Origin of the sequence: Psychrobacter sp. Pi2-51 (assembly GCF_904846665.1) — a bacterium.
GTDB lineage: Bacteria > Pseudomonadota > Gammaproteobacteria > Pseudomonadales > Moraxellaceae > Psychrobacter > Psychrobacter glaciei.
Genome location: NZ_CAJHBP010000004.1, coordinates 88,020 through 110,270, shown reverse-complemented (window position 1 = coordinate 110,270; position 22,251 = coordinate 88,020). Strand labels below are relative to the sequence as shown.

The following is a 22,251-nucleotide window of genomic DNA, read 5'->3' as shown; positions in this document are numbered from 1 at the left end:
AGTATTTATATGACTAACCAGCTTTTAGCTACTACAGAAAACGCCAACAACCAAAACAGCCAATACACCTCATTAAATGACCCTGAAATAGCCAATGTCGTCGCTCACATCAATGAAGAGCATCTCGATGAATTACTCGGATTTTTGAGTGTATTTACCTCACTATCTACAGCTGAATTGGATCACGTAGATGCACAGATAACTGATATTTATGCTGAAGGCATTACAATACAAACTCGCCAAAAAAATTCAAAGTATCAACCGGCGAACGCTCAAGATAACTCCCTCCATGACCAGAGTTTTTTTATTAATTTTGCCACACCTATCTCGCAGTTTGATGATTTACAAGCCCAATATATCTTGCTTAAACAAAGAGCAGATAAAAAACTGGGCAAAAAAACGATCAAACTGACCAAGCAAGTATTTGATGTGCAAAACAGTTATAACGTCAGCAAAAACATGCTACGCCTTGAATTGAGCATGCCGTCATTAAATAGTGATACGCCATTAAATAATACCGCCAAATTAAGTAATACTAAGGGCGCAACAATCTCGACCTCAGTACCTACTAACGAAGCAGGTTACGCGTACTTGTTTGATTTAGAGCACAATGCAATGACGAATGCATTGATGACTGACAGCATTGATGCCAATAAAGCTGATGACAATGCGGTTAATGACAGTGAAAAAAATAACGTACGCCCTGCTCGTCCTCACTGTTATTACACCTTAAGAAAAGCATGGCATACCGATGATGGTATACGAGCATGGGTCGATGTTTTTTTACATGGGGATACGCCGGGCGGTAACTGGGCAGCAGCACTAAAAACAGGCGAGACCGTCGTTACAAAGCGAGAGTTTCCAGAAAAGGTGGAGCACTTGCGAGATGGTCAAGCGGTATTGATTGTTGATGAAACATCGATGCCAACGGCAGCACGACTGCTGGAGTTATGGAGCAACCCTACGCCACCATTAGTTATTTGTGTGACGCAAGATGCAGACGATCAAAGTTATTTTGATACAGTAAAAATGCGCAGTAGCCTTGATAGCATTAGTTATGACAACAGTAACATTAGCATTGATAATAAAATTGATTGCGACACTGAAACCCACGGCAATGACCACTTTACCATATTGCCTATAGTAACCAATCAAGCAAACTCAGGATCAGATTTAGCAACGCTGATTGACAGTACACTAGGTGATTATTTAACTGACAATCCTCTACAGATTGATAAAGTTTGGGGCGCACTAGAAGCGAATACTACCAAAGCACTGCGCCCATTGTTGAGAGAGCGACTAGAACTCAGTCGTACCGATGTTGTGGTAAAAGTATATTGGCGTCACGATTAGTTTGCATAAATGACGTTATGTCTCTGACAATACCAGAGCGCTTTATTTTGATAGAAGGAGTCATAATAACTTTGCGCTATTACTCTGCGCTTTGCACCATCAAAAAGTGTTTCAGATTAGAGAATCATTTATTAGAGAGTCACTTATTAGAGAAGCACTTATTAGAGAAGCACTTATTAGAGAAGCACTTAGTGGTCTTTTAAATGGCTCTTGTTTCCACTGAGCTATTTTAATCTAAAGCATTGAATTTGATGCCGTCCAAATTTGCACAGAACAGTACTATGACCCTGATTAAGTGATTCTGTGCAAGTACAGGAGCATGCGTTTTTACCTAAAGGTGCTCAAATCCTCTTCTATCCAATGCAAGCCTTGATAGGCTTCTCCATATTTATGGTGCTCACCAATCATTAATCGCCTGCACGCCAATTGAAATATAGCTTATTCCTTCTGTCTTCACTATACTAGAATTATCCCCAAGTGAACCTTGGGGATAATTAAGACTTAAGTTACTATAATAAATAGTTTTATTCAGATATCTGGCGATAATTAGTGTCCACACCAGTGTCCAATGATCTTTGTAATTTATACATAGCAGGACTTTCAGTAGTCATCACTATTGTAGAAAGTATACTCTCAGGCTATCTATAAATATTTTGGACACATTCCACCTGCAACATTTACGGATATACATAATGGCTGTCAATACTATAAACGATATTAATAAACTTGAATGCCGAGATAAAGATTATTCAATCAGTATTTCAGGCACTTCTGGTCTAAGTGTTCGTATTTACCCAAATGGCAAAAAAGAATACTACCTTCGTTATTCGCATCCACATATCGACGGCAAACGACCTAGAATGATGCTTGGTAAGGTTGATGATATTAGCTTGTATGAGGTGAAGCATAAAGCCGAGTCCATACTCAATCTAGTCTCAAAAGGCTCTGACCCCAAGGCCATACAGCAACAAGAACAAGTTAATAAGTATGCTCATCTAAAAAACGCCACGTTTGCTGAGGTTGCACAGGCTTGGAGAGACCACAAGATAGGGAGTCGTCATCATAATAAGACTAAAAAGCCCTCGTTTAGTGAGTCGACCCTCAAGTTTTGGGATTTGTGTCTAGGATATATGTGTCGTGAGATTGGCGACTTAAAAATGAATGACATCACCAGCGAGATTATTTTGGGTGTATGCGAGGCCATTCAAAACAATGAAAACCAAGCCACCTTTGTTGGCGCAAGTACCCGACTTTATACTGAAAAAGTATTTTCGTTCGCAGTGGCGCGAGGATTATGTGACAAAAATGTGGCGATGGACACGCGCGGTGAGCTTGCCCCAGCCAATTCAGGCAATCATTTGCCAGCCATCACTAAGCCTGATAAGTTTGCAATATTGTTACGAGACATGGACTCATTTAAAGGCGCAAGTGCCATTACGATAGAGGCAATGAATCTGTTGCCTTATGTGTTTGTGCGTAGTATCGATTTGCGATCTATGCGCTGGCAGGATATAGACTGGGACAATAAGCTATGGGCGTTCTCCCCTACCAAGGGCGAAGGTCGTGAGGACATGGTGTCGCACTTAGTTGTACCATTAGCGACACAAGTAATTGCACGTCTAAAAAACATACAGTCAATCACAGGTCATAAAGAGTACGTATTTGCATCGATGCGCGCCTCAAGCAATTCATATATTAGCAAAGCAACCCTAGTACAGATATTTCATCGGCTTGGATATAAAGATGTGCAATGCGCTCATGGGTTTCGGGCATCGGCCAAAACCTTGCTGATGGAGCAACCCGAACTGCGCTATTCGGACATCGTGACAGAGTTGCAGCTGGGCCATAGAATCAAAGACACGCATGGCGGTGCTTATAACCGGCTTGATGAGATCGATACCAGAGTGCAAATGATGCAGGATTGGGCCAATTATATAGATGGGCTGCGGAATCATAAATCAAGTATAAACTTTAGCAAAACATGACAGAACGTATCTGTACGACCTATATGCACACTTAAAAAGCATTGAATAATCTCGATAATCACCGCATCCTCCTCAATACCTTACTAACGAATTTTTATGGCAAACTGACCACCAAAAAATGGGCAACGATAACCAAGTGTTCAGCTGATACTGCATTAAGAGATATCAATGACTTGGTAGAAAAAGGCATGTTAAAAAAATCTGATGCCTCAGGGCGTAGTACGAGTTATGAAGTCATGTTGTGAATTCAGGATTTTAATAAACAATTTTCTAAGGATGCTTCACAATTTGAGAAACGTCTAGTTAAGGATGATCTAGGGTATCAAGGCTCGCGGTCTATTATCAGTGGTTCCATTATGGCGGTCTATTTTAAATGGTCTATTAATAGGTTTGAAGGCTGAAATAGCTGGTCCCCTTGGGGTATAGTCAAATTTCTTGCTATATATTTTGATGAGTTGAACCCAAAATATATGCTTTGATATTGACATAATCAATTAGACAGTGCAGTTAATTTCGAGCTTAACTTGTGACTTTTTCAAGACGTATAGTCTTTAATTCTATTTTTTTGCATTCAAAAACTATTTCTGTATCACCTAATAAAAATAGTGAATGTATGATATTACTATCAGGCGTTACGTCTACTTCATGTACCATTATGGTGATTGGTAATATACAACAATTGATATTAACATTCACAATATCGGAATAGATGATTTCTATTAAATCTTTGCCTTGTCTTTGCTCGATCTTCAACGAAATCCTATCATTTTCTAAATCATAATAAATCGTCTGGATTGTGCCTTTATTAAGCGTCTTCTCTCTATTATCTATTCCGTTTAAATCACTTGATAAAATCGGGCTTAACTCCTCCCTATGTTTAAGTATCTTAGGAACTACTTCATGATAGTAGTACGTAAAATCCCAAGTATGCTCTCCATAAGAATTTACAAAGTGTTTGATGTATTTCATTATAACTATCCTTACATCTGACCCATGCCGTTAATCTCGTAGAAATTAACTTGGAAAATTTTCATCATATAGTTTGACTCCTGTATAGCGCACCAAACCAGTGAAAGCGCCTGATTAGTTCGCCATAGGTATACATTAGTATGACCAACCTCTTACGGCGTCCAATCGTATCTAAACAGGAAATTACTCTAGGTATGGAATATAGTTATCAAACTCCCAATGAAAATATTTTGATAAGTTAGTCGACTGTTCATCTGAATTTTTATTAGAAGTGTTCTCTTCCACTAAAGTTTTAACGAAATTAAGTAAACTATACTTATCAAATACCTTCGTTACGAATACACCCTTTTCTCTAAAAAAAATATCATTTTGCTCGATAACTGCTCTATCAGAGTTTTCTCTATAATCATTTACTAAATTGAAATAGTATATGTCACTTCCAATTTCATTACCTAATAGTAGATTAACTGTTAAGTTGAAATAATCGTCACCTTGTAGTTCAAAATCATCAAAATCTTGATGATCTTCAAACGATATATGTTGTACTGTGAGCATTTCTTAATACCTCACTTTAAATGGCCGTTTACGATAAGAAGCTTTTATTCAGATGAACTAGAAAACACATAGAATAGTATTAGAACTAGTGACAAAGGCTACGGTTCGATGCCTATATAGCGCACTAATCACGAGTAGAGTATATATGGTAAGTACACTATGAAGTACACAGTGATCGTTTCAGAAAGTGTAAACCTTGATACTATTATCCGACAGCCAAATGTTTAAGTCCTCACTAGGTAGGGTGCCGCCCTTGTTTCCATGAGATAATTTATCGGCAATACCCTCCTTTGTTATCTACCACTCCTCTCATTTTAACCTTCCGTACCCTTACCTCGTCACCGCAATAAGGCTCAAGTATGCTTTTTTGAAAGTATTGTAGAAATACGCTTGACCTTACCATGATGTCAACCTATATGCTGTCACTATAGATTAAAAACAGAATTAAAAACGACAGAGGTTGTTATGAAAACAAAAAATACTAAAGCCCCTATTTATCATGAAGTACTGAGCATTGAAGGCATGAGTTGCGCATCTTGCGTCGGGCGTATCGAAAAACAATTAAAAAATATTGAACACGTTGAAAACGCCGAGGTAAATCTTGCCACTGAACAGGCGACTGTTTACTCATCGCAGCCTTTAGATGTTGCCCAGTTAAATAAAGCAGTAGAGCGCGCAGGCTATAAGGTGACTGAAACTAAGCCTATCGAGCTATCCATAGAAGGCATGAGCTGTGCCTCATGTGTTGGGCGAGTAGAAAAATCCTTGGCCAAAGTCGCTGGCGTGCAACAAGCCACGGTCAACCTTGCTACTGAGCGCGCTTGGATTAAAGGCGATGCTCAAATACAAACGAGCGACTTAATTGAGGCCGTTAAAAAAGCGGGCTACGAGGCCAAACTGGTAGAACAAGATCAAAGTGATCGACAAGATAAGAAAGCATCAGAGCAAAAGCAGCTTAAACGAGATTTAGGGCTTTCTGCGCTGTTGTCACTGCCCGTATTCATTCTAGCAATGGGCTCGCATATGATTCCAGCCTTTCATATGTGGGTAGTGAATAACCTCGGCACTCAACAAAGTTGGCTGATACAGTTTGTTTTGACCACATTGGTATTAATCTTTCCAGGCCGACGCTTTTATCAAAAAGGCGTGCCAGCCTTATTGCGTTTTGCGCCAGATATGAATTCGCTAGTGGCGATTGGTACTATCGCAGCGTATGGCTTTTCCCTCATAGCGACATTTATCCCGCAAGCGTTACCTGAAGGCACGGTGCACGTCTATTACGAAGCCGCTGCCATGATTGTGAGCTTGATACTATTAGGACGCTATTTTGAAGCAAAGGCTAAAGGACGTACTTCTCAAGCCATTCAGCATTTAGTGGGCATGCAGGCAAAGACCGCCCGTGTACACCAAGATGGCAAGGTCATTGAGGTCCCTGTAGAAGATGTCACCGCAAAAATGATAGTTGAGATTCGTCCAGGCGAGCGTGTGCCTATCGATGGCGAAGTCGTTGACGGTCACAGTTATATTGATGAATCTATGATTACTGGTGAACCTGTTCCTGTGAAAAAACAAGCAGGTGATCAAGTGGTCGGCGGTACTATCAATCAAAACGGCACCGTGAATATTCGGGCAACGGCCATCGGTGAAGATTCTGTATTAGCACAAATCATTCGTATGGTGGAACAAGCCCAAGGCTCTAAATTACCGATTCAAGCATTGGTGGATAAAGTCACCATGTGGTTTGTACCAGCGGTGATGTTTTTATCAGCATTAACATTCACAGTTTGGTTGATTTTTGGCCCTGACCCTGCCTTAACCTTTGGCTTAATCAATGCGGTTGCCGTGCTCATTGTAGCCTGCCCTTGTGCAATGGGATTGGCTACCCCGACCTCTATTATGGTCGGTACAGGTCGTGGTGCAGAATTGGGTGTGCTATTTCGTAAAGGTGAAGCGCTACAAATGCTTCAGAATGTGAGCGTGGTTGCCGTTGATAAAACAGGCACATTGACTGAAGGCAAACCTACGTTGACAGATTTCCAAGTCCAACAAGGGTTTGAGAAAGCACAAGTCCTACGTGTGGTGGCATCAGTTGAAGCAAAGTCTGAGCATCCCATTGCCTTAGCCATTGTTCAAGCTGCAGAACAACAGAATATTCAACTGCTACCTATCACTGACTTTGAAGCGATGACAGGTTTGGGCATTCAAGCAAACGTGGCAGGCCAAGTGGTTCACATTGGCGCAGATCGTTATATGCAACAATTGGGGCTTGATGTTGCGCCTTTTGAACAAGATGCGCTACGTTTGGGGCAAGAAGGTAAAACCCCACTCTATGTATCTATTGATCAGCAATTGGCCGCTATCATCGCCGTTGCCGACCCTATTAAAGAGACGACTCATGCCGCCATCGCCGCACTACATCAGTTAGGCTTAAAAGTGGCCATGATTACAGGTGATAATCGTCATACCGCCCAAGCGATTGCCACAAAATTAAATATTGATCAGGTAGTAGCAGAAGTATTACCCGAAGGCAAAGTAGATGCAATACGCCAGTTGCAAGAACAATACGGCCGAGTGGCATTTGTTGGTGACGGTATCAATGATGCCCCTGCATTGGCTCAATCCGATGTTGGATTGGCCATTGGGACAGGCACAGACGTGGCGATTGAGGCGGCTGAAGTGGTGCTAATGTCAGGTAGTCTGCAAGGTGTGCCTACTGCAATTGCCTTGAGTAAAGCCACCATCAGCAATATCAGACAAAATCTGGCTTGGGCATTTATTTATAATGTTGCTTTGATTCCGATTGCCGCAGGTGTCTTGTATCCCGCCTTTGGTATCCTGCTCTCACCCATTTTTGCGGCAGGCGCCATGGCGCTATCTTCTGTTTTTGTCTTAGGCAATGCATTACGCCTCAAGTACTTTAAAGTATAGTCAGCGAACTACTAAACCGCTACAGAGTGAATGTAGAATCGTAAAGGGTATCCATATAGGGTTTAAACATTAATGTCTAAACCCTTTTTAGGCTAGGAGGATAAATATGAATATTGGTCAAGCATCCAAAAAATCCGGCATCTCTACCAAAATGATTCGCTACTATGAGCAGATTGGCTTGCTAGAAACCGTAAATCGCTCGAACTCAGGTTATCGCTTGTATTCTAAAGACGATATCGACGACTTATGCTTTTTGAGACATTCTCGTGACTTGGGGTTTTCATCCAAGCAAATGAAAGAGTTATTGTATTTGCGCAAAAATGCCAACCGTCAGAGCGCGGATGTTAAACAACTGACACAAGAGCATATCGAAACGTTAAACCAAAAAATCACTCAATTGCAGGAGATGGTCGACTCGCTACAGAATTCTTTTGATCATTGTGCAGGCGATGATAATGCAGATTGCGCTATTTTAGAGGATCTTGGGCAAGCTAAATGAAGCGGATGCTAGCACTGGCATCAACTGCGTAGTAAGCTGTCAAATTGTACGCCCTTGTTATGCATTTTTTGGTAACTCTTGATGAACTATATAATATGCTCTCTCATATAACTCATCATAAGTGAGTATTTCAACATTTCTTGAATCTCTCCGGTACAACTCAAATGTTTTCATTTTCATTTCATAATCTCTAGGATTTCCAGAAACCTCATCCTTCCGGCCTATAATTAGAATCGCTTTAGGATCACTTGTTTTTTGATGAATAGGGAAACCCTGATCATTATAATTTGTAACCGGAGACTTTATTTCCCAAGCTGCTTTCTGAGCCAATATTTGTGACACTGCATGAACTAGATATTGAGATAGTCTCCAGCTATGCGACCTGTTCTTTCCTAGTTCAAATAGCAAGGTGTCAGGTCTTTTAAGCTCAACAAGCACTGTAAAATCAGTACTTCCCATAAGAAAGTCACTATTTACTGTGTTTTTTCCATCTACATCAACACCAGAGACAGCAGCCTCTTTCTGTAAAATAGAAAGAAACCTATAATCGAGACCATAACCGAATATCCAAGTGTTTTCTGTGAAGAATCCTTGCCATTGAGCCTCATTCCAATCTTTGTCGACATATAGCTTCTGATGAAAAAGCCTTAGTCCATCCTTTCTTCCGGTTAGGATATCCAAATCCTGTTTAGTAAGTGAACTGTCACGCATTTTTTCGAGAAAGTTAATGCGATGTTCACCATCAAGGTGCAAAAATGAATCTAATAGCTCTTTATCTTCTTTATTAACTAGAACTTTATCTCTGAGGTTAGATAGGCTTTGCTTGAAGTTATTTGTATTAGATAAGTCGATAAATCTTACAAGATTAAGAAACTCTAATAGCTCATGGAATTCGTTGTCATAAAAGCTGAAGCTTGTTTCTTTCGTTGGGTTCCCTGTATCTCCTCTAAACTTCTGAAGAACGAAACCGAGACGATTATTGTCATTTTCATGAACAATAACTTTAATCTGATCTCTCCCAGTTGGTGAACTTCTGAGAATAAATTCACCTTTCACACGAACAATCTCGCTTGACTCAGACTCACCAAATACTTTACGGATTACCCGTCGACTGTTTTGCTCTCCCGTTACACTGTTTTTAGATTCATCAAGCTTTGATACGTAAATTGTGTCAGGTCCGCTTTTTTCGCGAAGCTTGTAATAATAAATCTCACCATCTTCCTTAGTATAAAAAGATTCCAAACTTAAACCCCTCTCGAATATTGATCATGTGTAACAGCGTATTGAACATTATTTTGGGGCATAATAGCACCTCAAAACAGCGTATATTATAGAGTCTGATGATTTCGCCAAAAACCAACTGTTATTTGTCCGTGTTTAACAGCTTGTTATGCATACTTACACAACTTTAGTAAACCGTTTATTTAGTACCAGTTTATCGTAATACGAACCACTTAATAGTTTTTTAGCTGCTTTATCTAATTGCTCAAAGTCAGAGTCATTTTCGATGGTAACAATAACGTCACTGCCATTTTGCTGTAACTTGGAAACAAATTCTAGATTGTTTATATCTTCAACGAATGCTGATAAATACATCTCATAATTCTCATTTTCAGGCATAAATGGACGATATACGCTTAAATCAGATTCTGTGATTTTTCGGATTGATAATTGATACTGCATAATTTTCCTTGTGTGCCTAACGATTTAATAGTGCGCGAATCCCACATATTTCTGCTGATACAACACTCATTTTTCTACTTTATATACTTTTAACAAATAGACGTATTCAGTACCCGCTTTGGACAGAACGTCGGCGATGACCTCTGGTGATTCCATATTCAGTTTTTCCGCCCATATACCATTGAATACCGCTGTTAGATACGCCTGAAACTCAGGTTGTTCCAGATAAGCGGTAACGCCGCGCATCAGTTGCATCGTATTCAATGGAAAAAAAGGATTAAAGCGAAACGGCACGTCATACATTTAGAAAGTTTCTAACCATGGGCGTAGATCAAGCTCGTGCGTCCAGCAATCTTTTGGCTGACAATGCAATTGCCAATATTGCTCAGCGATATGCTCTGGATTTAATATACCGTCTTGATCTTTTAGCGCATAGCGCTCAGGAAAATTGTCACGGATAAAGGCCGTATCAATCACACCATCAATAATAGTATGTGCCACGTGTATGCCTGCTGGTCCCAACTCTCGAGCCATGCTTTGCGCCAAAGCCCGTAACGCAAATTTAGCGCTAGCAAAAGCAGAAAAACCTTTAGCACCTCGCACAGAAGCCGTCGCGCCAGTGAATATAATGGTTCCTTTTTCACGCGGAATCATGACTTTCGCCGCCTCTCTACCTGTCAAAAACCCAGATAACGCTCCCATTTCCCACACTTTTCTATAAACTCTTTCTGTGGTATCTAAGAGGGAGAAATGCACGTTTCCACCTATGTTAAATACCACCACTTCAATCGGTCCAATGTCTTTTTCAATATGAGCAAACAGCTCAACCATCTCTTGCTCGACACGCGCATCACAACCAAATGGCTTGACGACTCCCCCAGCCGCTTCAATATCACTGACTAAAGCGCTCAGTTTTTCGACACTCCTTCTGGTCACGCATAAGGTAAAACCCTCTTTCGCGAAACGTCTTGCAACAGCGCTGCCAGTGGCATCGCCTGCGCCAATGACAACTGCAACGGGTGCTCTATTCATCTCTATTTCCTTATACGTTTATCATAGATTCATTATCAATTTTTATTTTCTCAACTAAAAAGTCCACAGCAGCTTTTACTTTTGGTACTAAGTAGCGCTGCTTTTGGTACAACAAATACACCGCCATATCAGCATGTTGGGTAATCGTTAATGTATGCTCAAAGTTTAGTTCTATCAGTTGTCCTGACTCAAGATATGACGCTAATGCCCATCGAGTTGACATCAAAACACCGTCACCGTCACAAGCCTTTTTTGCCAGCCACGGCCCGTTATTTGAAATCGCTACCGCAGGCCCTGAGACATCATGCCACTGATCATCCACATGACATAGCCAAGGCGTTGGCCCTGTTGGTGCTTTAAAATAAAGGCCTTTATGATCCTTTAATTCCATTACATGGCTAGGTATACCGTATTTTTTCAGATAACTAGGGGACGCAACCGGAATAAAGCCATTGTCCATGAGTCTTATTGCGAGCACTCGCTCATTTGGCGCGTAACCACCGCGAATCGCAATATCGACATCATCACGCCCAAGCGTTGACAGCTCATCACTTAAACTGACATCCAATACAATCTCTGGGTATAACAGACTAAATTCATCTAATAAAGGTAGCAGTATTTTTTCACCAAAACCCACCATCGAGCTGATGCGCAAACGCCCCATTGGCGTTGTTTGGTAGCTGCGAACCGTCTCTTTGCTTTGTTCTAATTGGTTCAATATCTGCTGCACGTCGTTGTAATAGACTTGCCCCACTTCGGTCAGCTTAACGATGCGGGTCGAACGCTTTAATAATGTCGCGCCCAAACTTTTTTCTAAATCAGAAACACGTCTCGACAATGAGGATGGCGGCACATTAAAGGCACTTGCCGCTTTGGTAAAACTACCCATTTCGACGACTTTACTAAAATACCGTATTGCACGTAGTTGATCCAAACTATTTCTCCATTCTATAAATATTTGAGTATTTTCGCTCTATTATTGTCTTAATAACAATAGTGATTCACGTTTTCCCTTATATATAACCATATTAAAACCAGTAATAATGTGTTTAACTTAAAAATTACAACTTTTATATCAATAATGGAAAATGGACTTATGATTACTTTGCATGGTTTTGCTGCGAGCAACTATTACAATATCGTGAAACACACCCTGTTATACAAAGAACTATCATTCCAAGAAAACCTTGTCTACGGTAGTAGTGACGAGTTGATGAAAGTCAGCCCAGTTGGCAAAGTACCTGCCATCACAACCCCTGATGGCTTTAACTTGTCAGAATCTAGCGTTATTTGTGATTTTTTAGAAGAAACTTACCCAGAAAAGCCGTTATATCCTAAAAATGCGGCAGAACGCGCAACTGTGCGTCAAATTATGAAGATATCAGAGCTTTATTTTGAGCTGCCAAGCCGCAGGCTAATCCCTTATGTTTTTTCAGGCACTGATGCCCCTGAATCTGTCAAGGATGAAGTACGCCAAGTATTGAGCCGCGGTATTATTGCCTTGAATCGCTTGTGTCAATTCTCGCCTTGGATTGCAGGTGAAGAGTTCACGATGGCTGATATCTATGTTTATTATGTGAATACTATTGTCAGCGCATTTGCCTCTACCCAACTTAACTGGGATGTGCTGGCAGAAATCCCAGGTATGAAAGAGTGGAATGCTGCTGTGAAAGAATCTGATACTGCCAAACAAGTAGAAGAAGGTCGTCTAGCAAACATGCCAGAGTTTATGCAGCATGTGACAGCTCAAATTAAAGCCGCAAACGCTGGCTAGTTTGATATTAAAAAGTACTTAACTACAGAACAACCTTTGTATTCAATAACCAAAAAATAGGGCCAATACAATACCGTCATTGGTTCAATAACTATAACGATTTGCAGGAGCAAACCCTATGACTGATAAAAACATCCAACTGACTTCAACCATTAGCGAAGACAACAAATTGACATTGGCATTACAAGAGATTGATATGCCGCAACCTGGTGCCGATGAAGTCGTTGTGCGCATTGAAGCGGCACCATTGAACCCATCTGATTTGGGGGTTATGTTCAGCGCCGCCAATATGGCAACAGCTGTACAATCAGGCACCGACGAAAACCCAGTCATCACGGCTGATGTCCCCGCCCAGTTTATGCCATCGCTAAAAACACGTGTGGGTAAAGCCACGCCTGTGGGCAATGAAGGCGCAGGGACTGTGGTCGCAGCGGGCTCATCAGATGCCGCACAAGCATTGATGGGTAAGACGGTAGCTGTGATTGGCGGTGGGACTTATCGTCAATACCACTGTGTCAATGTACAGAGCTGCCTAGAACTAAAAGAAGGCACCACGGCTAAAGAAGGCGCGTCTTCTTTTGTGAACCCGCTTACTGCGTTGGCGATGGTTGAAACCATGCGTGCTGAAGGGCATAAAGCCATCATTCATGCAGCGGCAGCCTCTAGCCTTGGTCAAATGTTAAACCGTATTTGTATGGCTGATGGCATTGATTTGATCAATATTGTACGTAGAGATGAGCAAGAAACGCTATTGCGTGATATGGGCGCAAAATATGTGGTCAACTCAAGCAGTGATAATTTCATTGCTGATTTAACGGCAGCGATTATCGAAACAGGTGCCACTATCTCATTTGACCCTATCGGTGGCGGTCAGTTAAGCAGCGATATTCTTAACTGTATGGAAACGGCTATCACTCGTGATGTAGAAGAATACAGCGTTTATGGGTCTGACACTTTTAAACAAGCTTATATTTATGGCGCACTAAACCGCGGCCCTATTACATTGAACCGTAACTTTGGTTTTGCTTGGGGTGTTAATGGATTCTTATTGTTCAATGCGCTAGGCAAACTTGGCACCAAGACAGTCATGTCGATGCGCAAACGTGTTGCAGAAGAAATCACCACGACATTTGCCAGCAGCTATACGCATGAGGTGTCATTGGCAGAGGCATTAAAACTACAATCAATCGCCGCTTACGGTAAACAAGCGACCGGTGAGAAGTACTTAATCACGCCTCAAGGCTAATAATTGCTTAAGGAATGATTCTGAAATGTAGAAAGGCAGATACCATCATTGGTATCTGCCTTTTTATGCAATTGTTATACAATTTTTGCCAACCATATCTTATGAGTTCTATTACTAGGAATCAAACCTTCACTAACAAGCCCTTTTAAACAGCCTAACCTTGAATGACCTTCGACTAAATGCAATTTGCAATCTAACTCAAGAAATATAGGTGATCTGTTCCAAGTATGATTATACTTCCAGTTCTCTACAGTTTGATCTGTATTTCCAATTAACTTCCAGTTTAGGTCTGTCGAAACTTGACGAGACTTTATATAACAAGCGTCCACCCACCTTTGAAAACTAGAAAAAATTGTAGCGCATGAAATTTCATTAAAGGTCAGATTAACCAACTCCCATTTTAAGTTGTGAATATCCAGTTCAGCATATTGCTCATGAAACTGTTCGTTACGTCCGTGATCCTGATAAAATTGCTCTAAGACATCTATTGGTGTACTAGGTAGATTTAGAATGAGTTCATCAATATCTATCTTTCCTGCTTCGTTAGCAGGAAAACTCATTAATTCTTTAAATTTCAAAATTACCTCACAATGTAAATTTCAGGACACTTTGTGATAGATTATCCTTTTATTATTTAAATAAAAAATAACCTTGTAGATAATAGAGAGATTTTACATGCAACAGATTAAAAAATCGCCCGCTATAACGGCCAAAAGCGCGTATTACCCTTGTTAAGACTGAGACTTGCCAGCCTAACTAATCATTAGTTTCGCGATATAACGTACTTTGTGACTCTTGCCTAAAATCTTCATAAGAAATCGCGGCTTCGTTGTCCAAGCCATCGGTAGGTGTTTCTACTATCTGCTCTGTCTCTTTATCCGCTGCGACACTTGATGGCGCATCATTTTGATTGGGATTGATCACTGCTGATGGTTCAGCGTCAGTCACTGGTGGATTATTCGAGAGGGTTGTCGCCTTAGCCTGAGTCTTAGGTTGAGTATCGCTACTGACATTGGTGTCAATATCGCTCGCCACCTCTTTAGAGGCGTCAGACACTGTACCTTCTGTCGAAGGAGATAAGATGCCACTGGCATTAATGGTTAACACAATAATAGCGGCCAATAATGTCCCGATAGCAATGCCAATGATGAGAGGCTTTTTATTACTGGCGAGCTTACTCTGCGGTTTTATTGCTGCGTTGTTAACAGGTTCTGCCGTGTTTTCAACGACTGTATTTTCAGCAACTTTACTTTCAACCACTTGCTCATCATTATGAGCTGGATGAAAAGTATCAGTATCAGTATCGTCACTGGTATGCTCAACATGACTGCTATCTAGTTCAAGGTTTGAATTTTCATCCAAATTATAGCTATCTGGATAGTCTTTATTTGATAATTGAGTAGTGGATGATTGAGGCGTATCTGCTAGTGACTCATCATTGCCAAAGATTTCCTCTTCATTAATAAAGTCAAAGCTGACATCTGTAGTTGTCGTATCTGATACATCAATGTCTATCCCCTCATTATCCTCTGAGGTGGCAAAAAACTGCAATTCTTCTGAGCTTAAAGACTCATAATTAGGAGATTGTCGTATATTCTCCCATGGCGTTAATTGGTCAGACTTGCCTTCATTTTGATTGTCATCTTCTGTACCGTCAACACGACTGATAAAGCGTTCATAGATATTATTTTTGACAAGCTTACGCGATTTTTTATTAACAAGTTTGGTCAACTCCTCGTCAAAATCAGTACCGATGTCTTTTTTTTCATCGTTCATAGAATAACACCAAGCCAGTTTATTCTACTGGCGTTAAATGACTGCTAAAATGAAATTGTAATTTTTCTTGCGCAAGTGTAACAATGTTACCAACCCTCAATATAGTTGCTCACCTCACTATCTTCAAGCATAATTTATTCGATATCACTAATATTTATACGTCGCCTCTCAAACAGTAAGGTGAATACGTATGAAAAACCGATCTCTATAGAGACACCCTATACCATAACAGGCGCAATAATATGGATTTAAAACAGCTCAATGCGTTTATTGCTGTTGCAGATTTGCGCAGCTTTAGCGCAGCAGCGACTAAAACTGGATTGTCACAGCCAAGTCTGAGTCGCCTGCTCAAACAGCTTGAGACCGATATGGGCGTGGTACTCATTGATCGCTACCATCGACCGCTCCATTTGACTGAAGCGGGTGCGTTTTTTTACGATAAAATCAGTACCATACTGACAGAGATTGATACCGTTACCAGCATGACGCAACGCTTATCAGCGCCAAGCAGCGTCTTAAACATCGGTTTTGTACCGTCAGTGCTGTATGGACTACTGCCTGAAATAATTGCAACGCTCAAACAATCCAATCCTGATATCGATGTTAATTTAAAGGATATTAGCTCTTATCAGCAAATGGATGCCCTAAAGAGTGGTGAAATTGACATTGGTTTTGGTCGTTTTGCTCATCAGGATGCATGGATTCAACAGATACTATTGCGTCATGAGCGTTATGTGGTGGCGCTTCCTAAAGCCCATCCGTTGGCTCATGTGCGTGAGCAGCGTTTGATTGATTTGGCAAACAACCGCTTGATTCTATATCATCAAACGCATCTGCCAGTCTTGACGACGACAGCCAGCACATTAACAGCTGATACGGGAAGTAGCACGGTAAACGCCAATAGTGAGCAGCCACCGCTGAATGAGCCCATCACCGAACCTTTGCTACATCTGTTTGCACAATATGGCATCTCGCCATTTATGACCACCACAGTGAGCGACTTGCAAGTCGCACTTGGTTTGGTGGCTGCGGGCGAAGGTATTACCCTAGTGCCTGCCAGCCTACAAACGGTACGCACGGAACAAATCAGCTATCAACGTTTGGTTCATGAAAACGTCACCTCGCCTATTTTTCTGCACACCCTCAAAGATTTTGTGCATCCAAAAATACCTGATTTGCTCGTCGCCATTTATCATGTCTATGAGCAGCGCGGCATCACTTACCGGCAGCAAAAATTTGTGTCAGAGCCTTAAATTATCAGCTATCGAATGAATATTGTGTTATAAAGAACCGCCAAAAAATAATCAATCCTAATGCTTGATATTATGGGTTGATTATGCTAACTAAAAAGAATGGCAATGCAAACAAATAGTAATAATGACTAGGGTGTGTCCTCATTTTAAAAATGGTGATAAAAATGAGGTAAATTGTAGTCAAACAAGGAAAATAGTGCAGATAATATCGAGATATTACCTAGCTATTTGACGATGTTTGGCAAGATTTAACCATTTTTAGCCCATTTAGAGCCCTATCGATTGAATTGAGGGCATGCCCTAGAATAATCGTTCTCCTGAGTAGCATTGGTGTGCTAAAGTCGATACAAGATGAATCGTTTTATATTTAAGCAAGTGATAGACCGATTCTCTAATGATCATTGGCAAGCTGACACAGGAAAGTGATAATTTGCCGTTTTAACCATTTCGAGGTATTTATGACCACACAACGTATGAACAACCCTGATAGCGCTACTGCCCAGGAAGGCTTTAGTTGGCGCATCTTTGGTCCTGGCATTCTAATGGCAACGGCTGCCATTGGTGGCTCGCATTTAATTTCATCAACGCAGGCGGGTGCTATCTATGGCTGGCAGCTGGCAATCATGATTATTTTGGCCAATGTCTTCAAATATCCGTTCTTTCGTTTCGCGACAGATTATGTCTATGACACGGGCGAGAGTTTAATCGCTGGCTATGCCAAACGCTCAAAAGCCTATCTGTGGATTTACTTTATCTTATCCATTTTATCAGCCGTCATCAGTACTGGCGCAGTCTCTTTGATCGCCGCAGTGATATTGGGATTTATGCTCCCCGCCTCCCTCGGGTTATCAACGATGGCGTTGTCGTTAATCATCGTTGCCGTTTCTTGGTTCTTTTTGATAGCAGGACATTATAAGTTGCTCGATGGCCTGACCAAGTGGATTATGATTGCGCTGACGACGGCGACCGTCGCTGCCGTGATCATTGCTGCTGGCAAGCCGACAGTGATGACCGTTGACTTTGTTGCTGCCTCTCCTTGGAATTTGGCGACCTTGGGTTTCATCGTCGCGCTAATGGGCTGGATGCCAGCGCCGCTCGAATTTGCCGCCATTACCTCTATGTGGACGTCTGCTAAAGTCAAAGCCGACCATACAACCAAGCGTCAAGGGTTACTGGACTTTAATGTTGGTTATTCAATTTCTGCTATTTTGGCGTTGTTCTTTTTATCGCTTGGTGTTTTTGTGCAATATGGCTCGGGTCAAGAGATTGAGCTGGTCGGCGGTGCATATATCAATCAGCTGATCAACATGTATACCGCCACCATTGGTGAATGGTCGAGATTACTGGTCGCCTTCGTCGCTTTTATGTGTATGTTTGGCACCACGATTACCTGTGCGGATGGCTATGGTCGCGCCAATGCAGAGTGCTGGCGTTTGATTAAAGGCGAAAGTGAAATCACCAAAAAACAAATTGCTTTTTGGACGACCTATGCCATCGGTGGTGGCTTGGTTATTATCACTTTCTTTACTGGACAATTAGGCTCTATGCTCAAATTTGCCATGATCTCCGCTTTTGTCTCCGCGCCTATCTTTGGTTGGTTAAACTACTCGTTGGTTCGTAGTCATCAAAAACTATCGGCAGGCATGAATGCGCTATCAGTTGCAGGCTTAATCTTCTTAGGCGGCTTTGCGCTACTATTCCTAGCTAATTTGGCGGGTCTGTTTGGTTAAACAAACACTGACAATCTAACGTGTCTAGTCGTATGTCATAAAAGCCCTAATAGCTGAGTTATTAGGGCTTTTTTAATGGATACTGATAAGTGGACAAAGCGATAATGCTTCCAATAATTGTAACTAAATGTAAAAAATTAGTCATAAGAATTTTGATTGTTTGATAAAAATGAATAGTTAGCCAAGCAGATCGGTTATAAAATGCATAATGCTATTCGATTTATGAATATTATTAAAAATACTACATTAACTTATTAAAGTAAATAAACAATAATTCAATAGCTAGCCTTTGCAGGGGTGATTAATTGGGTATAATCAACAACAACGATAACACTATCCCTCCACGTAAGGACTACGACATGACCTCACCATCCGCTGGCGCGCGCTTTCGCAGTGCAATGAAACAAAAAAATGATAACAATCAACCATTACAGATCGCTGGCGCGATTAACGCCTATACAGCGATGATGGCGACGCAGGTCGGTCATCAGGCTTTATATCTCTCTGGGGCTGGCGTGGCCAATGCCTCATTCGGCTTACCTGATTTGGGTATGACTAGCCTTGATAATGTCCTAGAAGATGCCCGCCGTATTACGGATGCGGTTGATACGCCGCTGCTTGTCGATATTGATACTGGCTTTGGTGGCGCGTTTAACATTGCTCAAACGATTAGAAAAATGGAAAAAGCAGGCGTGGCAGCAGTACATATCGAAGATCAAGTCGCTCAAAAGCGCTGCGGTCATCGCCCAAATAAAGAAATCGTGAGCATCTCAGAAATGGTTGACCGCTTAAAAGCCGCTCTTGATGCCAGAACGGATAATGACTTTGTCATAATGGCTCGTACTGATGCCTTATCTGTTGAAGGACTTGATGCCGCCGTTGAGCGCGCCGTTGCCTTTCAAGAAGCGGGCGCTGACATGATCTTTGCAGAAGCCTTAACCGATATCGAGATGTATCGTAAGTTTACTGATGTACTTGATATCCCAGTACTAGCGAACATGACGGAGTTTGGTCAGACAGATTTATACACCACGGAGCAATTATATGCCGTTGGTGTTGATATGGTGCTGTATCCGCTATCAGCTTTTCGCGCGATGAATAAAGCGGCATTAAACGTTTATCAGCATCTATTGAATGATGGCACCCAAGACAAAATTGTGGATACCATGCAAACCCGCATGGAGCTGTATGATTTCTTGAATTATCATGAATTTGAGCAAACGCTAGATAACTTGTTCGCTGATAATAAGTAGTTAGTAGTTAGTAGTTAGTAGTTAGTAGTTAGTAGTTAGTAGTTAGTAGTTAGTAATTAGCACATGGCAACGCCGTAGAGATAAATCACCTTTGAGTGTTTTTATCTCTATGAAATTCGTCTTTATTTAATTTTAGGTTATTTATGTCATTTTTTAATTCTAATTCTGTTGTAAAAGCTTCATTACTTAGCAGTACGCTTGCCGCTTTGTTATTCACAACAGGCTGTGATAAAACACCAGAAACCGCTGATGACACGACCAGTAATGCAAGTGACGTTGCTGTTGCCGATACGTCTGCTGCACAGCCAGCCAGTCAAGATGATCTTGTGATGACGACAATTACGTTAGATACCGTCAACAGTCTGTTGTTCGCCCCGATTATCACTAGCGGTGCGCTCAGTGCAGAGCAAGTAAGCTGCCTTGAATCGCGTGACAAAGACTTGGGCAAAGCCGAAGTCGATAGTTTCTATAAAAGTCAGTTCACTGATGCTGAGTTAAAAGAGCTGGATAATTTTTATACCTCAGAGGTAGGGGAAAAGTTGATTGCGTTTGGCAACGAGCAATTGCGCGTCATGAACGGTGAAGAAGTTGCAACGCCAATGGCTGACCCTACTCCTGAAGAAATGACTGAAATCCAAACCTTTATGGAATCACCGCTTGGCGTCAAGTACATGAAAATTAACAATGCAGAAGGCGCAGGCAGCGCGATGGAAGTATTGAATGTGCCTATTGAAGCTGAGTTTGAGCGTTGCAATGTCGATTTAGATGACACACAGCCTGAACAGCCTACGTAGCTGTCAGTCAGCGATATAGTAAGTCATAAATTAACGGTAAGAAATACTCCCTTTTCAATTCAAAAAAGCTACCCACAAAAGGAATTTAATCATGGCAGCACAGAACCCATCAACAAAAGTATTGTCAGGCGCAGGACTACGCGGTCAAGTCGCTGGCAAGACCGCTTTATCTACCGTTGGCAAATCAGGCTCAGGTTTGACGTATCGCGGTTACGATGTGTCAGAGTTGGCAGACAAATGCATCTTTGAAGAAGTCGCCTATCTATTGCTTTATGGCAACCTACCTACGCAGAGTGAGCTTGATGCGTATCAAACCAAGTTAAAAGGTCTACGTGGTCTATCTCAGCCGCTAAAAGACGTGCTTGAGCGTATCCCAGCCGACGCCCATCCGATGGATGTCTTGCGTACTGGCTGCTCTATGCTCGGTAACCTTGAGACTGAAATGAGTTTCGACGAAGAAAACGACCAAGCCGATCGTATGCTTGCTGTTTTCCCATCGATTATCAACTATTGGTATCGCTTCACGCATGACAATGTACGTATCGAAACCGAGACGGATGATGAAACCATCGGTGGACATTTCTTACATCTCCTTAAAGGTGAGAAACCAAACGAGCTACATACCAAGGTGATGAACGTTTCGCTTATTTTATACGCTGAGCATGAGTTCAACGCTTCAACCTTTACTGCGCGCGTCTGTGCCTCTACCCTATCTGATATCCATTCTTGTATTACTGGTGCAATTGGCACTTTACGTGGTCCTTTACATGGCGGTGCCAACGAAGCCGCGATGGATATGATTGAAGGCTTTAGCTCACCTGATGAAGCTGAAGAAGAAATGATGGGAATGCTGGCTCGTAAAGATAAAATCATGGGCTTTGGTCATGCCATCTATAGTGAGTCAGATCCACGCAATGTCGTGATTAAAGGTTGGGCGGAAAAACTGGCTGCTGACGTTGGTGATGAAGTGCTGTACCCCGTATCAGTACGCTGTGAGGAAGTCATGTGGCGCGAGAAGAAGCTGTTCTGTAATGCTGACTTTTTCCATGCGTCTGCCTATCATTTCATGGGTATTCCAACCAAACTATTCACACCTATCTTTGTTTGTTCACGCTTGACGGGCTGGGCATCTCATGTATTTGAGCAGCGTGCGAATAACCGTATCATCCGCCCAAGTGCCGAATATACTGGTGAAGAGTTGCGTTCTGTACCAGATATGAGTACGCGTTAATTTAGCACTTAATGTTCAGTAAGTTTTAGCTTGGTAGGGTGTGTTTCATCGTATTAATAACGACTTTCAGGTACACAGGTCGCACCCTACCTTTTCTTATTCTTACCTTTATTTTCCTTGCAAATTTATACCGTTTTTTTAGCAAAGCCTGCCAGCACTACTAATGACAACATTAGCGATAACAACGGCA

The 22,251-nt window shown here is 41.6% G+C and carries 20 protein-coding genes; 11 read left to right on the top strand and 9 right to left on the bottom strand.

Features of this window, described 5'->3' with window-relative positions:
* Positions 1-9: 9 nt before the first annotated feature.
* Complete coding sequence (locus tag JMY08_RS03465) at positions 10-1,353, top strand: DUF2470 domain-containing protein (protein ID WP_201590545.1); 1,344 nt, start codon at positions 10-12, stop codon at positions 1,351-1,353.
* Between the two features lie 692 nt (positions 1,354-2,045).
* Complete coding sequence (locus JMY08_RS03460) at positions 2,046-3,338, top strand: tyrosine-type recombinase/integrase (RefSeq protein WP_201590543.1); 1,293 nt, start codon at positions 2,046-2,048, stop codon at positions 3,336-3,338.
* 519 nt (positions 3,339-3,857) lie between these two features.
* Here the strand turns inward: JMY08_RS03460 and JMY08_RS03455 are convergent.
* Positions 3,858-4,307 (bottom strand): hypothetical protein, encoded by a 450-nt coding sequence (locus tag JMY08_RS03455; RefSeq protein WP_201590540.1) that lies wholly within the window; start codon positions 4,305-4,307, stop codon positions 3,858-3,860.
* 183 nt (positions 4,308-4,490) lie between these two features.
* Positions 4,491-4,862 carry an Imm8 family immunity protein gene (locus JMY08_RS03450; RefSeq protein WP_201590537.1) on the bottom strand — a complete coding sequence of 124 codons (372 nt, stop codon included), beginning with the start codon at positions 4,860-4,862 and terminating at the stop codon, positions 4,491-4,493.
* 465 nt (positions 4,863-5,327) lie between these two features.
* On the opposite strand from JMY08_RS03450, the gene JMY08_RS03445 reads away from it, so the two are divergent.
* Together JMY08_RS03445 and cueR are read left to right on the top strand one after the other, a co-directional pair.
* Positions 5,328-7,790: a heavy metal translocating P-type ATPase gene (locus JMY08_RS03445; protein ID WP_201590534.1), complete on the top strand. Its 2,463-nt coding sequence runs from the start codon at positions 5,328-5,330 to the stop codon at positions 7,788-7,790.
* Between the two features lie 106 nt (positions 7,791-7,896).
* The gene (cueR, locus tag JMY08_RS03440; RefSeq protein WP_201590531.1) at positions 7,897-8,289 is read left to right on the top strand and encodes a Cu(I)-responsive transcriptional regulator; all 393 of its coding nucleotides are present in this window, start codon (positions 7,897-7,899) and stop codon (positions 8,287-8,289) included.
* Between the two features lie 57 nt (positions 8,290-8,346).
* Here the strand turns inward: cueR and JMY08_RS03435 are convergent, their stop codons facing one another.
* The 5 genes from JMY08_RS03435 to JMY08_RS03415 all read right to left on the bottom strand — a co-directional run bounded on the left by JMY08_RS03435 (position 8,347) and on the right by JMY08_RS03415 (position 11,938).
* A complete protein-coding gene (locus JMY08_RS03435) occupies positions 8,347-9,531 on the bottom strand; it encodes a Shedu immune nuclease family protein (protein WP_201590527.1) in 1,185 nt (394 codons plus the stop codon).
* Between the two features lie 156 nt (positions 9,532-9,687).
* Positions 9,688-9,972: a hypothetical protein gene (locus tag JMY08_RS03430; protein ID WP_201590524.1), complete on the bottom strand. Its 285-nt coding sequence runs from the start codon at positions 9,970-9,972 to the stop codon at positions 9,688-9,690.
* 66 nt (positions 9,973-10,038) lie between these two features.
* The gene (locus JMY08_RS03425) at positions 10,039-10,275 is read right to left on the bottom strand and encodes a DsbA family protein (RefSeq protein WP_201590522.1); all 237 of its coding nucleotides are present in this window, start codon (positions 10,273-10,275) and stop codon (positions 10,039-10,041) included.
* Positions 10,276-11,004: an SDR family oxidoreductase gene (locus tag JMY08_RS03420; protein ID WP_201590506.1), complete on the bottom strand. Its 729-nt coding sequence runs from the start codon at positions 11,002-11,004 to the stop codon at positions 10,276-10,278.
* A gap of 10 nt (positions 11,005-11,014) precedes the next feature.
* Complete coding sequence (locus tag JMY08_RS03415; protein ID WP_201590503.1) at positions 11,015-11,938, bottom strand: LysR family transcriptional regulator; 924 nt, start codon at positions 11,936-11,938, stop codon at positions 11,015-11,017.
* Positions 11,939-12,100: 162 nt separating this feature from the next.
* Here JMY08_RS03415 and JMY08_RS03410 point away from each other — a divergent pair, with 162 nt between their 5' ends.
* Both JMY08_RS03410 and JMY08_RS03405 read left to right on the top strand, forming a co-directional pair.
* Positions 12,101-12,778, top strand: coding sequence for a glutathione S-transferase family protein (locus JMY08_RS03410; protein ID WP_201590500.1), 678 nt, complete (start codon positions 12,101-12,103; stop codon positions 12,776-12,778).
* A gap of 118 nt (positions 12,779-12,896) precedes the next feature.
* Positions 12,897-14,024 carry a zinc-binding dehydrogenase gene (locus JMY08_RS03405; RefSeq protein ID WP_201590497.1) on the top strand — a complete coding sequence of 376 codons (1,128 nt, stop codon included), beginning with the start codon at positions 12,897-12,899 and terminating at the stop codon, positions 14,022-14,024.
* Positions 14,025-14,098: 74 nt separating this feature from the next.
* Here the strand turns inward: JMY08_RS03405 and JMY08_RS03400 are convergent, their stop codons facing one another.
* Together JMY08_RS03400 and JMY08_RS03395 are read right to left on the bottom strand one after the other, a co-directional pair.
* On the bottom strand, positions 14,099-14,602 hold the full coding sequence (locus JMY08_RS03400; RefSeq protein WP_201590494.1) for a hypothetical protein: 504 nt from the start codon (positions 14,600-14,602) through the stop codon (positions 14,099-14,101).
* Between the two features lie 178 nt (positions 14,603-14,780).
* Positions 14,781-15,800: a hypothetical protein gene (locus JMY08_RS03395; protein ID WP_201590490.1), complete on the bottom strand. Its 1,020-nt coding sequence runs from the start codon at positions 15,798-15,800 to the stop codon at positions 14,781-14,783.
* Positions 15,801-16,042: 242 nt separating this feature from the next.
* Between JMY08_RS03395 and JMY08_RS03390 the strand changes: the two genes are divergently transcribed.
* From JMY08_RS03390 to prpC, 5 genes are all read left to right on the top strand, one after another.
* Positions 16,043-17,053 carry a LysR family transcriptional regulator gene (locus JMY08_RS03390; protein ID WP_201590487.1) on the top strand — a complete coding sequence of 337 codons (1,011 nt, stop codon included), beginning with the start codon at positions 16,043-16,045 and terminating at the stop codon, positions 17,051-17,053.
* A 458-nt stretch (positions 17,054-17,511) separates the two neighbouring features.
* Positions 17,512-18,783 carry an NRAMP family divalent metal transporter gene (locus JMY08_RS03385; protein WP_010200402.1) on the top strand — a complete coding sequence of 424 codons (1,272 nt, stop codon included), beginning with the start codon at positions 17,512-17,514 and terminating at the stop codon, positions 18,781-18,783.
* Positions 18,784-19,142: 359 nt separating this feature from the next.
* Positions 19,143-20,036 carry a methylisocitrate lyase gene (gene prpB, locus JMY08_RS03380; protein ID WP_201590484.1) on the top strand — a complete coding sequence of 298 codons (894 nt, stop codon included), beginning with the start codon at positions 19,143-19,145 and terminating at the stop codon, positions 20,034-20,036.
* A gap of 143 nt (positions 20,037-20,179) precedes the next feature.
* Positions 20,180-20,830 (top strand): DUF2059 domain-containing protein, encoded by a 651-nt coding sequence (locus JMY08_RS03375; RefSeq protein WP_201590481.1) that lies wholly within the window; start codon positions 20,180-20,182, stop codon positions 20,828-20,830.
* Between the two features lie 91 nt (positions 20,831-20,921).
* The gene (gene prpC, locus JMY08_RS03370) at positions 20,922-22,061 is read left to right on the top strand and encodes a 2-methylcitrate synthase (RefSeq protein WP_201590478.1); all 1,140 of its coding nucleotides are present in this window, start codon (positions 20,922-20,924) and stop codon (positions 22,059-22,061) included.
* The last annotated feature ends 190 nt before the right edge of the window (positions 22,062-22,251 follow it).